Source organism: Dyadobacter sp. Leaf189, assembly GCF_001424405.1.
GTDB lineage: Bacteria > Bacteroidota > Bacteroidia > Cytophagales > Spirosomataceae > Dyadobacter.
Genome location: NZ_LMPS01000001.1, coordinates 1190118 through 1204098, shown reverse-complemented (window position 1 = coordinate 1204098; position 13981 = coordinate 1190118). Strand labels below are relative to the sequence as shown.

Sequence of the window (13981 nt, the reverse complement as noted above, 5' to 3'; positions counted from 1 at the left end):
TTAGACGCCCTTCCATTACATTTGTCACGGTTTCGCATCAAAGAATTCTTTTATATCAGCTCAATGAAAAAAAACTGCTATTACCTTTTACTTTTTCTGTTAAATGCCTCCGTGCTCTTCGGACAATCGGCTGAAAAGCCAAAGCCTGTTGACTATGTAAACCCGCTGATGGGTACCCAATCTAAATTCAGCTTGTCGGCCGGTAACACTTACCCTGCTATTGCACTTCCCTGGGGGATGAACTTCTGGATGCCGCAGACCGGCAAAATGGGTGACGGATGGAGCTATATGTACGATGCCGAGAAAATCAGGGGATTCAAGCAAACGCACCAGCCAAGTCCCTGGATCAATGATTACGGCCAATTTTCGATCCTGCCGATCACCGGAAAATTGAAGATCGACGAGGAGAGCCGCGCAAGCTGGTTTTCTCACAAGGCCGAGACAGCCAAGCCGCATTACTATAAAGTGTACCTCGCTGATTACGACGTCACCACTGAAATTGCTCCGACCGAAAGGGCTGCCCAGTTCCGTTTTACATTCCCCGAATCGGATAGTTCCTATGTGTTGCTTGATGCATTTGACCGAGGATCTTATGTAAAAATCATCCCTGGCGAACGTAAAATCATTGGTTATACCACCAAAAACAGCGGCGGTGTTCCTGCCAATTTCAAAAACTATTTTGTTCTGGTTTTTGACAAAGCATTTACATTTTCTTCTGCCTTCCGCGGCAAGCAGCTGGCGAAGGATACTTTGGAGCTGAAAGCAAATCACGTAGGCGCAGTAATCGGATTTAAAACCAAAAGAGGTGAAAAAGTAGGCCTCAAAGTAGCTTCGTCTTTCATAAGTCCCGAACAGGCTGAGCTCAACCTGCAACGCGAGCTCGCAAATGACAGCTTCGACGTTACAAAAGCCAAAGGCGAGAAAATCTGGAATGATGAACTTTCCAGGATTCAGGTGGAGGGTGACAATATAGACGAGATCCGGACTTTTTACTCCTGCCTCTATCGGGTACTCTTATTTCCGAGGAAGTTTTACGAGCTGGATAAAGCCAACAAAGTAGTGCATTACAGTCCGTACAATGGCGAGGTAAGGCCGGGTTACATGTTTACGGACAATGGTTTCTGGGATACATTCCGCGCGGTTTTCCCATTCTTTACGCTGATGTACCCAACCCTGAACGGACAGATCATGGAAGGTTTGGCCAATGCATACGACGAAAGCGGCTTCCTGCCTGAATGGGCCAGCCCTGGTCACCGTGATTGTATGATAGGATCCAACTCAGCTTCGCTCATTACCGATTCTTACGTGAAAGGAATCCGTGGGTACGATATCAATAAGCTGTATGAAGCGATCCTGAAAAACACTGAAAATGCAGGCCCGGTAAGTTCAGTCGGCCGGTTTGGACATGAATATTACAACGAGCTGGGCTATGTTCCCTACGATGTAAAAGTGAATGAAAATGCGGCACGTACATTGGAGTATGCGTACGCTGACTTCTGTATTTCGCAGCTGGCAAAAGAATTGAAGAAACCCCAGAAAGAGGTAGATCTGTACCTGAAAAGAAGCCAGAACTACCGTAACCTGTTTGATCCCGAAACCAAATGGATGCGCGGCAAAAACAAGGACGGTCAGTTTCAGAAACCTTTTAATCCATTCAAATGGGGCGATGCATTTACCGAAGGAAACAGCATTCACTATACCTGGTCTGTGTTCCAGGATGTGAAGGGTCTGATCGGACTAATGGGCGGACGTGAAGCTTTTGTGCAGAAACTCGATACCGTTTTCACATTACCTCCTATTTTCGACGACAGCTACTACGGATTCCCGATCCACGAGATCCGTGAGATGCAGATCATGAATATGGGTAACTATGCGCACGGCAACCAGCCGATCCAGCACATGATTTACCTGTACAACTATGCCGGCGCGCCGGATAAGGCTCAGTACTGGTCGAGGCAGGTAATGCGCAGGTTGTACCAGCCTTCGCCCGACGGATACTGCGGAGACGAGGATAATGGGCAAACTTCTGCCTGGTACGTTTTTTCTTCACTTGGTTTCTATCCGGTAACACCTGGCACAACACAATACGTAATCGGCTCGCCGCTTTTCAAAAAAGCTACGCTGACAATGGAGAATGGAAAGAAGTTCACGATACAGGCACCTGAAAACAGCGGGTCCAATATCTATATCCAGGCAGCTAACCTTAATGGAAAAAGCTATGGAAACACTTATCTGGAACATGCTGACATTCAAAAAGGAGGCACAGTGCAGTTCAACATGGGCAGCAAACCATCCAAAACATGGGGAACCAAGCCGGAAGCAGCACCGTTTTCGTTGACGAAATGACTTCGGCTATCAGCTGTTAGCTGTTAGCTGTTATCAAAATTGGATACGCTTAAAGAAGTTCAAACTAATGCTGAAAGCTATAATTTTCAAAATTAAAAAAAGCTGAAAGCCAATTGCCGAAAGCCGACGGCCAAGAACTAACAGCCAACGGCCGAAAGCCACAATAACTTTCATCCTAACTAAACGCTAAAAAGCCGACGGCTGACTGCCGAAAGCCGATAGCCCCAAAAACCATGCAATACCGCAAAGTTGGAAACTCTGATCATCCTGAAAAACCGGATCTTGAATTGTCTGTGATCACATTTGGCGCCTGGGCAGCAGGTGGATGGATGTGGGGCGGATCTGAACGGAACGATGCCGTGAAGGCGATTCGCGAATCGTTTGACGTAGGTGTTACCTCTATTGATACAGCACCCGTTTACGGACAAGGTCTCAGCGAAGAGATTGTTGGCGAGGCAATTAAAGATATTCCCCGTGACAAAGTCCAGATACTTACCAAGTACGGTATGAGCTGGGATGTTGCGCAAGGCGATTTTGCCATGCACAGTAAAAACAATGAGGGAAAAGATATTGACATTTATAAGTATGCTGCAAAAGACAGTATTATTAAAGAATGTGAAGACAGCCTGACCCGCCTCGGCACAGACTACATTGACCTTTACCAAATTCATTGGCACGACAAAACCACACCCATTGAAGAAACAATGGAGGCGGTAAGCCAGCTTATTCAGCAGGGAAAAGTGCGTTATGCAGGTGTGTGCAACTACGATGTGGAGCTCATGCGCGAAGCATCGAAGTACATTAATCTCGTTTCTGATCAGGTTCCTTACAGTATGGTCAAAAGAGAGATCGAGAAGGAGCTTGTACCCTATTGCATTGAACATGAAAAAGCGATCCTGGCTTACAGCCCGATGGAACGTGGCTTATTGACCGGCAAAATGAAGCCGGGCCACCACTTTGCTGAAAACGACCACCGCGCTTCCCTGCACTTTTTCAAAGACGAAAACCTGAAACGTGTAGATTCATTCCTGGCGAAGATCAAACCGATCGCCGATGATAAGAACGTGTCGCTTGGTCAGCTTGTTTTGAAATGGACCATTCAGCAACCTGGCATTACCATTGCACTGGCAGGCGCACGCGACGCGAAGCAGGCACTGCAAAATGCCGCTGCGGCTGACATTGTACTGAGTACTGACGAAATCAATACCATTACAGCACACTTAAATGAGCTGGAACTAGTTAAATAAGAGCAAGCGCGCTGCATTCACAGCGCGCTTCTTTTTCACTACATTTATTATCCAACAGTTAACCCCAAAAACCAAGCTTTTTATTCACCATAACCTATGAACGGAAAAACTTCTATTCTAAAAAAGTACCTCCCTGTCGCACTCGGAGGTTTGTTAATGACGGCTTCTGTGGGCCTGATGAGCTACAACAATGCAACTGACAGCCCGAAGAAAAGCATTGCTGAGTCTGACCTGAAAGTGGACACTGTAGCAACCGGACTTACTATGCCGTGGGCTTCTGCTTTACTGCCAAACGGTGACCTCCTGGTAACAGAGCGCGGCGGTAAATTGCGGCTCGTTTCCAAAGGACAGCTGGATGCCACACCTATATCAGGTATTCCGGAAGTTTGGTACAAAGGCCAGGGCGGCTTGCTTGACATTGCTTTGCACCCGGACTATAAAACAAACGGCTGGATTTACATCAGCTATTCTTCTCCTAAAAAAGATGGAGAAGAAGGTGACGATGGCGGAGCAAATACTGCATTGATGCGCGCGAAACTGAAAGGAAAAGAACTGACAGACATTCAGCAGCTGTTCAAGGCGATTCCGAATGTAAAGGGTAATGTACACTTCGGTGGCCGCATTGTTTTTGATAAAAAAGGCTACGTATTCCTTTCTCTGGGCGAAAGAGGCCAGAAGGAAAACTCTCAGAATCTGGGTAAGGACCAGGGAAAAGTAGTTCGTCTGTTTGAAGATGGTAAAATTCCTACTGATAACCCGTTTGTAAAAACAGCAGGCGCAAGACCTGAGATCTGGACCTACGGACATCGTAACCCGCAAGGAATGGTGATCCACCCTACTACCGGCGTAATCTGGGAGCACGAGCATGGACCACAAGGTGGTGACGAGCTGAATATCGTTGAAAAAGGCAAAAATTACGGCTGGCCGCTCATTACTTACGGTATCGATTACGACAACAGCATTATCTCAAAAGATACTGCAAAAGCAGGAATGGAGCAGCCGGTTATCTTCTGGAGACCGTCTATCGCACCTTGCGGAATGACTTTCGTGACCAGCGATAAGTTCAAGGATTGGAAAGGTGACCTGATCGTGGGCTCATTGAAATTCATGCAATTGCACCACCTGACCATCAAAGGCAACAAGGTGACCAAACGTGAAGTGATTTTTGACAAAATTGGCCGGGTACGCGACGTGCGCCAGGGTTGGGATGGCAATATCTATGTCGTTCTTGAAAACTCCGGTAAAGTGGTGCGTATCAGTCCGAAAAGCTAGTTAATACATGAAAATTATCCTGACATTACTTTCGGCAGTGATCTTTTGCTCAGCCGTTTTCCCGCAGCAGGATGACGAGCTTGCCAAAAGCATTGAGCGTGGTAAAATGGTTTATTCCGAGAATTGCATTACCTGCCACATGGGAACCGGTGAGGGTGTTACAGGCACTTTCCCTCCCCTGGCCAAGTCGGATTACTTCATGAAAACACCTGAAAACGGGATCAAAGCCGTCAAGTTTGGGTTAATGGGGAAAATCAAGGTGAATGGAGTGGAATACGACAATATGATGCCCAACCCCGGGCTCGGCAACGACGAGATTGCCGACGTGATGAACTACATCATGAACTCCTGGGGCAATTCTTCTGACAAAAAGATGGTTACCGAGAAAATGGTAGAAGAGGTAGAAGAGAAAAAGTAGCTCTTCCTTCGAATGGGACAAAGCCGCACAGTCGACCTGACTGTGCGGCTTTTTTATTTGGAAAAAAACAGGATATCACCTTCCGCAGCCGCACTTTGTTATTTTAAATAAATCTAAATAAAAACTTGTGTTGAAAAATTCCGCGTTTCATCTTTGCGACTCATTAACTCAAAAGTCCAATTACACTTAGATGAAAAAGGTATACATTCTTATCTTATTTCTATTGTCGACGGCCGTAGCGTTTGCGCAAAATGGCAGAGTCTCAGGGCAGATACTGAGCTCCGACGGTCAGCCTGCCGAGTCTGTTTCGGTCGGCATCAAAGGATCTTCAAAAGGCGCGGTTTCGGACGTTCAAGGAAAATTCACAATTGAGCGCGTTAAACCAGGCTCGCATATTCTGCTGATCAGTTTTGTGGGATCGGCTACTCAGGAAAAACCGGTTGATGTTGTCGCCGGAGAAACCACGGAAGTATCATTTACCCTGGCCGAAAGTGCAAACGAGTTGCAGGAGGTGATTGTAAAGGGGGGTAATACCTACAAAAACGATAATTTATCGTCCAGCCTTAAACTGCTCACACCCATTCTCGAAACGCCGCAGAACGTTCAGGTAGTCACTTCCAAAGTGCTGGAAGACCAGCAGATTATCAGTATGAGTGATGGTTTGATCCGCAACGTAAGTGGTGCGGCGCGCCTCGAACACTGGGGTGATATGTATACCAATATCGTTATGCGTGGCTCGCAGATACAGGCTTTTCGCAACGGATTCAATGTAGTAAACTCGTTTTGGGGACCATTGACCGAGGATATGAGTTTTGTAGACCACATTGAATTTGTAAAAGGACCAGCGGGGTTCATGCTGGCAAACGGCGACCCGAGTGGTTTGTATAACGTAGTAACCAAGAAGCCTACCGGCGAAACGAAAGGAGAAGCTTCATTTACAATCGGCAGCTACGATCTGTACCGCGCGACGCTTGATCTTGACGGGAAGCTGAGCAAGGATGGGAAATTCCTTTACCGCCTCAATCTCGCTGGTCAAAACAAAGGTTCTTTCCGGCCAAACGAATACAATAACCGTTACAGCATCGCACCTGTTATTACTTACCAGATTGACGAGAAAACGAAGCTGACCGCAGAGTACGCATTGCAATACGCCAAAATGACGGACGTAGGTTCTTTCTACGTATTCTCTCCCGAAGGATATGCAACCCTGCCAAGGGAATATACCTCAACGCCCACCGGACTCAATCCGACCAAAATTACAGACCACAGCATTTTTGTAAATCTGCAGCACGAATTCAATGCAGACTGGAAAATCACTGGTCAGCTGGCTTACCTGAATTACAAAATGGCCGGCAGCAGCCAGTGGCCGAAGCTGGTCAATGAGGACGCGACCATTCAGCGTGGTGTGGGATTGTGGGACGCCAAGAGCGAAATGACGCTCGGACAGGTGTTTGTGAATGGTAAAGTGAATACAGGAGGCGTGGTGCACCGCCTGCTGGGAGGTATTGATGTAGGTACGAAGGAATATTTTGCAGATTGGTCACAGTCGCTCGCACTGGACACTTTGGGCGGACTTTTTGATCAGAAAAATCCTTTCTACGGAGTTCCCAACAATGGTTATCCTGTTTTTGACCGCTCATTGAACCTGGAAGCGCGGGCTGTTGCGGCCGGTGGTTTAATGGACCAAAAGTATACGGGCTTGTACCTGCAGGATGAGCTCGGGTTTATAGACAATAAGATCAGGCTGACGATTGCCGGGCGCTACACCAATCTGAGCCAGGCACAATGGGGCGCTGCGCCGGATAAAGCCAAGCATTTCACACCCCGCCTCGGGTTAAGTATTTCAATCAGTAAAAACACGTCGGTATATGCACTTTACGACCAGGCATTTTTGCCGCAGTCGGGCCGTTTGAGCGGTGGCGGGAAGGTACAGCCGATTACCGGCAATAATACCGAGTTCGGTTTGAAGAGAGACTGGGCCAATGGGCGCTGGAACACGACGCTTGCATTCTACCGCATTCTTAAAAGCAATGAGCTGACGGGCGACCCTACCAAGCCCGCCAACTCAGGTTTCAGCGTGGAACTTGGTCAGAAAAGAGCGCAGGGAATCGAATTTGACCTTCGCGGAACGATCCTGCCGGGCTTGAACCTGACTGCCAATTACGCTTATACCAATTCCGAGGTGACCAAAGTGACAAACGGCGTGGAAGTGGCCAAAGTGGGAGATCCGGTTCCAGGCTTTGCAAAACATACTGCCAATGGATGGTTGGGTTATAAAGTTCAGAATGGAGCGCTGAAAGGTGCAGGAATTTCCGGCGGCTTCACCTACCTGGTCGACCGTGCTACCTCCACGTGGAGCAATACAGACGCTACTTACAACCTTCCTGATTACTTCAAACTGGATGGTGGCCTATTCTGGGAAAAAGATAAGATCCGCCTTACACTGAATGTATTCAACATCCTTGACAAATACCTGTACACGGGTGGTACTTACAATTTTTCAACCTCCGAAGGAGACCCGATTACCTCGTATTACTGGCAGGCTGAGCCACCGAGAAACTATCGTCTGAGCGTGTCCTATAAGTTTTAAGTGAATTTCATGAAGTTGCAAAAACGGTTCGGGCTTATAGCCTGAACTGTTTTTATAAAGAATCCTCACCTGATTTGAAACACTGTTATGGTTGCATTTTACCTGATCCTGCTGGGCGTGTACTTCCATTATTCCAGATCGAAGTATTGTCCCTCCTACCTCATCAAAATTCCGGTAAAGAGCGCCAGGATAGCAGGTAATGTGCTGCTCCTGGCCGGAACTGTGCGCTTTGTTTACCACGAAGAATGGGCGAGCGGATTATTGCTTTCACTAGTGGCCTGCGGACTTGCGATGACATTGATCCCGTTTACAGCGGTTTTAGGAAAGCGTTATTTTATCATATTAACGGTACTCGTCCACATCCTGCTAGTCGCCGACATTTTCACTTATGCCAGCTAAAAAGGAATACCTGACCACCCGCGGACAGCGCGCATTGAAAATCACGGCCGGACTGCTCGGCGGCTATTTTCTTTCTCTCGCCATCCATTTGTTTGCTGCCGCATTGCTTCCATTCAAATCCGAAGTGATGATGACCGCAACCTTCTCCCTTTTCATTCTCTGGGTTGCGTTTATGGTACTGGCTTTTGCTGCCAGGAGCGGCCTAAAAGTGTGGGGATACTACCTGCTTGCGATTTCTGTTTTGTCCGCATTCACCTATTTTCTCCGATAGTTATGAAGCTACAAGGTCTTTCAAACCGGCTGTACAACATATTTTTCCACACGCACACGGTGTCGGGCATTGTACTAAGCTTTGGGTTGTATGTGATATTCTTTGCAGGGGCATTTTCCCTTTTCAAGAGTGAATTTTATCAATGGGAAAATCCGGTTGCGAGGCAGAAGCTAACTGAACCTGTTGATTACAATCAGGTACTTTCTGCATTGAAAAAAAACAATCCGCGGTTTGACTTCACCGAAGATATCACCGTGCGCATTCCGTCGGAGAAAGAACCGCACATGATGATCTACGGACATTTAACTGTACCAAAAGGTAAACCGGAAGAGCATTACAGCACCGCATACTCGCCGCAGACTAAAACATTCAGCGAAGAAGGAACATCAACAACAGGTGAAACGCTTTACCGCCTGCACTTTTTTGATCAGGTGCCTTTTTACATCGGCCGATATATCACTGGCTTCGTTGCGCTGTTTTTCCTGTTCGCCACCATCACAGGAGTACTGGTTCACTGGCGTAATATCTTCTCCAAGTTTTACGGGTTTTCGGTCAAAGGAACCTGGAAACAGATCTGGACCAATGCACATACGGTATTCGGGATGATCGGGTTACCCTTTCAGCTGATGTACGCAGTGACCGGGGCCTTTTACATGCTTTCCATCCTGATTTTACTCCCGGTGGTGATGGTGTTTTATGGCGGCGACCAGAAGAAGGTTTTTGAAATGATCAGACCAAGCGAAGGTATCGCCATCAATGCGAATGCTCCGGCCCGTACATTCACGCCAGGCATTTCAGCAATCCTGGAAGATATTCAGCGAAAGCATCCTGACCTGCATTTCAGATTTTTACAACTTAAAAACTACGACAGGGAAGACGCGCTCCTTACTCTCGCCATGTCCAATGACCGGTCGTTCACAAGCGACGGTTACATTTCCGTAAGGTTAAAAACGGGACAAACAGAACTTGATCTTTTGCCCGGAAAGAAAAACTATACACAGTCGGTACTGTTTGGCATTGCCAAGCTGCATTTCGCCACATTCGGTGGGTTTTTATTAAAAAGCATCTACTTCCTGCTGGCACTTTTTACCTGTTTTGTAATCATCAGCGGCATATTGTTGTGGAAGGAAGCACGTAACAAGAAGAATTATACCACAGAACAAAAGCGTTTTCATCACCGGGTTACCATGGTCTACCTGGCTATTTGCTTCTCCCTTTTTCCGGCGGTTGCAATCTTGTTTAACAGTGAGTTGCTGATGCCTGCATTGAAAAATCATGTATTCCTGGTTAATACAACCTTTTTCGTATCGTGGCTGGTACTGGCGGTAGTCAGCCTGCTTTTCAGGACAGAAGCCCGGCTTACCTGGTTCAATTTACTGGCGGGAGGCGCATTCTCGATTCTTATACCATTTGTAAATGGCATTACAACAGGAGACTGGTTTTGGAAAATGCTGGCCGAAGGCAATCTGTATGTAGCTTTTACAGACCTTTTCTGGCTCGTTACGGGAATTACGTCACTTGCACTCGCCGGAATGATGCATAACAGGCCAGCACAGATTCCGGCGCAGGCCGGAGAGCAAGGGGGATTTGTAAAAAAGAAGGCTCTTCAATTGTAGCGATCAAACCGCGTGTGAAAGCATGAGCTGCGCGCCTTTGTTGAATTGCTTGTTCAGATCTTCATAAACATCGTGCGCCGTTTTACCGGGATCAAATTCCTGCCCGACAGTTGTAAAAGACTGCATATCTGAGAACTGCTCGTAAATACCCAGCGCTTTCAGTCCGATCATCGCCGCGCCTACTGCGCCGGTTTCGACGGTTTCATTCAACTTTACTTTGATGCCGAAAACATCAGTAAGCATTTGAACCCAAACCGCACTCCTGGCAAAACCACCATTGGCGTAAATGGTTTTAATAGTCTGCATATCAGGCAGGATTTTAGCAATGCCATATAGATTAAGCATAATCCCTTCCATCACAGCCCGCGCGAAATGGGCGCGTGTATGCGATATATCAAGGCCCGAAAACCCGCCTCTCACCGTAGAGCTCCACAGCGGCGCCCGCTCTCCCAGTAAGTAAGGATAAAATAGCAGCCCGTCAGCCCCGGCCGGTACTTCGGAAGCTTCTTTGATCACTGCATCAAACTCTTCATTTGGGAAAAATGTATTGACCAGCCACTCAAAAATGACCGCGCCATTGTTGGAAGGCCCACCTACGATGTAGGTTTTCTCATCCAGCAAATAGCAGAAAGTCTGCATTAACGGATCTGAATAAGGTTTATCGGAGCAAATCCGAACTGCCGCGCTGGTACCGATCGTAACCGCCATTGAGCCGGGACTGATCGCCCCGCTGCCGAGGTTTGCCAGACAGCCGTCGCTCGCGCCCATGATGAGCTTGGTGCCCGCCGGCAATCCCGCAGAATTTTTGCCTGGGATTTCTTCAATGTGGTAAGGCGAGACTGCTTTTGAAAGCTTCTCCGTCTTCAATCCCAACTTTTTCAAGGTATAAGCATCCCACTGCAATTCGCGGATATTGAACATACCCGTGGCCGATGCAATGGAATAATCGATCAGAAACGCGCCGGTGAGGCGATAGATCACGTATTCCTTGATACTTACAAATCGTTTTGCCTTGCGGTATATTTCCGGCTCATTCTTTTTGAACCACAACAACTTACACACCGGCGCCATCGCATGAATGGGGGTACCGTTGTTGTTATAAATCTTCTTTCCGATTTGCGAAGCGCGCAATTTGACGGCAATATCGGAACTGCGGTTGTCGGCCCAGATAACCAGCGCGGTCAGGTGCTTTCCATTTGCATCCAATGCCAGAACACCGTGCATGGCAGCACTGAACGAGATGCCAAGAAGCTCATTGCTTTTGCCAACCTCCTGCGTGACTTTTTTCAATGTATTGCAAACAGCCTGAAAAATTTCCTCAGGATCTTCCTCACTCCAGTCCGGCTTGGGATGGTTCATTTCATAACCTTCACTGTGAACAGCCAGGATATTACCCGTAACTGAATCAAAAGCAACGGACTTGGCGTTTGTTGTGCCGATATCACAACCGATCATGTAGGGCATTGCACGTCATTTTAGCAGCAGCAGGATCAGTTTTTGAATCGGATTAGCCGCAAATTTTACTCAAACAAAACTATGGAATAACAACTGTTATCAAAAAAACAGTCCCAAAAACCAGAAACTTGGGCAGTAATTATTATTTTCGCGAAGGAATCGATCTCAATAATAGCTTTATAAAATGTCTGAAACACCACATACCGAAACCACCGGATTATCCAGCTTTGCATACGTTGCTGCATTTGTAATCCTGTTTGTTATCCTCGCAGTATTTGCAGATTTGTTCGTTTTCATCGTCGGAACAATCGGGCTTGTGGTCACTTTTGCCGCATTCTACCGTGACAACAGCCACGACGCCGGGCACCACTGACATACTGCCGGCTGATAACAGCAACATTACCGAATGGCCAGCTCCGGAAGTGCCTGAATCACTTCCCACGAGAGCTGGCCATTCTCTTTATCCACTGTCCAGCACTCTTCGTACACACAGGTATCTTCCAGATCACGATACTCTATATTCAGGTTTTCGCCTTTCAACTGCATTCTCGCAAAACCATTGTAGCCGAGTGAATGCCTTTTGATCACAGTTCTTACGCGGCGATCGTACAGACTGATTTTACCGATATCCTTCGGATCGGGCATTTTGATCTCTACCGGCAAGCCACCGTGCCCAATGCACCGGCCGTAGGCGACAGGTCCGTTCCCATTTTTTACTTTTTCATAAATAACCAATCTGTGATCGTGGCCCCACAGCCAGATCACCGGCCTTTCCGCTTCACCAAGTAACTCCCTGATCTGTTCACCAGGCTTTACATACTCCTCCCGGAATGCAGATAAATAAGGATGGTGACTCAGAAAAACCAATCCGCGCTTGTCATTTACATCACCCAGCCTGACTACGTCACGCAGCCACGCGAGCTGTTCTTTTCGCAGGTGACAATCAGGCGGCGAAATGATTTCCAGCAGCGGCCGCCCTACCGAAGTATAGCCGGTATCAATCCCTATAATCCGCCAATGCGCATTTTCAAGACAAAAGAAACCTGCCTGCTGTGTTTTCTTCACTTCTCCGTCCAACGCATACATGGCCGGCAGCAGGTGTTGAAAGTAGGCGTTTCCATTGGAGTACATCTCGTGATTTCCCGACAATGCGAGACTCCCGGACGCACCATAGTACCAGGAAGCGTGCGGTGCCGTAAAGTTCTCTTCAATTTCTTTGGGCGTTCCTACGAAGTAGATATCCCCCATGTGAATGGTATAATCAGGCGCGTACCGCGAAACCAGGTTGGCTACTTTGTCAGACTCAGCAGTATCACTCGCCCAGTCGGACATCAATGCAATGCTGATCCCCTCGCGGGACGGAATGGAGGATTGCAGGGGATATATGCCGGTGTCGCCATTCTTGGGATATGCCTGGTACGGGTGGCGCGGTCCAAACCGGCTTTTAAGGTAATGCCAGGCGAAATCGATCAGGTTTGTTTTGAAAAACTCGGAGATCACATTGGTTGCCGAAGCTGTGTCTTTGACCCGCTTTTCATAAAGTTCAAGCTGGACCTTTGCGTGGTTTTCGGCCTCGCTGTGACCAAGGTCCAGGTATTTTTGTGCACGCTCTTGGGGAGTTTCAGGCATAATCTGTAAATACAATTGGCAAATTGCAGTATCTCAAAAATCCGTTCCGGTGGATACCAGCCTTTATCCCGCAATAAAATGATTAATCGGTGAAAATGCACCTGAGGAACGGCATTGGGACACCGAAACCTGCCGAAAGTTAATTAGTCTCCGCTCTTGTTGACAATCGTACCACTTAAAGCTACCTTTCGGGCGTTTTTTTAACCACCAAAACAAAATCGAATGAAACAAATCACTATCATCTGTTTAATGCTGCTGACAACCTGCTCAGTATTCGCGCAAAGTACCATCACAAAGCAGGTTAAGGATTGGGAAAGAGCCAAAGCCTACACGAAAGCATATCTGGACGCCATGCCGGAAGACGGTTATGCATTCAAACCTACGCCTGAGATCCGCTCCTTCGCCGGACAAATGGACCACCTGGCCGACGCCAACATTGGATTTATAGCATCAGCAACCGGCAAAAAAGGACCACTTGAAGGATCTGCAGAGAAAATGGCTGACCAATCAAAAGCGTCTGTCACCAAAGCTGTAATGGCGAGCTACGATTTTGTAATTACATCTTTACAAGGTGTAGCCGAAGCTGACTGGAACAAAAGCGTGAAGGTTTTTGGCAGGGATATCACATTGGGAGAGGCTTTCGAGAAAGCATTTGAACACCAAACCCACCATCGCGGACAAACCACACCTTACATTCGGATGAAAGGTGCAACTCCGCCGCAGGAGATGTTATTTTAA

12 protein-coding genes are annotated in these 13981 nt (G+C 47.5%); 10 read left to right on the top strand and 2 right to left on the bottom strand.

Translation table 11 applies throughout. The features are described 5' to 3' along the window. The first annotated feature begins 63 nt into the window (after nt 1-63). The 8 genes from ASG33_RS05135 (at nt 64) to ASG33_RS05100 (ending at nt 10159) form a co-directional block, all read left to right on the top strand. Entirely contained in the window at nt 64-2346 is a 2283-nt protein-coding gene (locus ASG33_RS05135; RefSeq protein ID WP_056281051.1) for a GH92 family glycosyl hydrolase, read from the top strand. Between the two features lie 233 nt (nt 2347-2579). Continuing rightward, a complete protein-coding gene (locus ASG33_RS05130) occupies nt 2580-3593 on the top strand; it encodes an aldo/keto reductase (protein ID WP_056281049.1) in 1014 nt (337 codons plus the stop codon). Between the two features lie 96 nt (nt 3594-3689). Continuing rightward, on the top strand, nt 3690-4865 hold the full coding sequence (locus ASG33_RS05125; protein ID WP_056281047.1) for a PQQ-dependent sugar dehydrogenase: 1176 nt from the start codon (nt 3690-3692) through the stop codon (nt 4863-4865). Nucleotides 4866-4872: 7 nt separating this feature from the next. Continuing rightward, a complete protein-coding gene (locus tag ASG33_RS05120) occupies nt 4873-5283 on the top strand; it encodes a cytochrome c (RefSeq protein ID WP_056281045.1) in 411 nt (136 codons plus the stop codon). A gap of 190 nt (nt 5284-5473) precedes the next feature. After that, nucleotides 5474-7873: a TonB-dependent receptor gene (locus ASG33_RS05115; protein ID WP_056281043.1), complete on the top strand. Its 2400-nt coding sequence runs from the start codon at nt 5474-5476 to the stop codon at nt 7871-7873. Between the two features lie 87 nt (nt 7874-7960). After that, nucleotides 7961-8272, top strand: a complete 312-nt coding sequence (locus ASG33_RS05110; protein ID WP_056281040.1) for a hypothetical protein — start codon at nt 7961-7963, stop codon at nt 8270-8272. Continuing rightward, nucleotides 8262-8543, top strand: coding sequence for a hypothetical protein (locus tag ASG33_RS05105; protein ID WP_056281039.1), 282 nt, complete (start codon nt 8262-8264; stop codon nt 8541-8543). The genes ASG33_RS05110 and ASG33_RS05105 overlap by 11 nt, the downstream gene beginning before the upstream one ends. A gap of 2 nt (nt 8544-8545) precedes the next feature. Further along, on the top strand, nt 8546-10159 hold the full coding sequence (locus ASG33_RS05100; protein WP_056281036.1) for a PepSY domain-containing protein: 1614 nt from the start codon (nt 8546-8548) through the stop codon (nt 10157-10159). Nucleotides 10160-10162: 3 nt separating this feature from the next. Here ASG33_RS05100 and ASG33_RS05095 read toward each other — a convergent pair whose 3' ends face one another. Further along, nucleotides 10163-11623, bottom strand: coding sequence for a gluconokinase (locus ASG33_RS05095; RefSeq protein ID WP_056281034.1), 1461 nt, complete (start codon nt 11621-11623; stop codon nt 10163-10165). A gap of 175 nt (nt 11624-11798) precedes the next feature. Here ASG33_RS05095 and ASG33_RS05090 point away from each other — a divergent pair, with 175 nt between their 5' ends. Further along, nucleotides 11799-11987 (top strand): hypothetical protein, encoded by a 189-nt coding sequence (locus ASG33_RS05090; protein WP_056281032.1) that lies wholly within the window; start codon nt 11799-11801, stop codon nt 11985-11987. A gap of 26 nt (nt 11988-12013) precedes the next feature. Here the strand turns inward: ASG33_RS05090 and ASG33_RS05085 are convergent, their stop codons facing one another. Further along, nucleotides 12014-13243, bottom strand: a complete 1230-nt coding sequence (locus tag ASG33_RS05085; protein ID WP_056281029.1) for a metallophosphoesterase — start codon at nt 13241-13243, stop codon at nt 12014-12016. 222 nt (nt 13244-13465) lie between these two features. Here ASG33_RS05085 and ASG33_RS05080 point away from each other — a divergent pair, with 222 nt between their 5' ends. After that, nucleotides 13466-13981 carry a DinB family protein gene (locus ASG33_RS05080; RefSeq protein ID WP_056281027.1) on the top strand — a complete coding sequence of 172 codons (516 nt, stop codon included), beginning with the start codon at nt 13466-13468 and terminating at the stop codon, nt 13979-13981.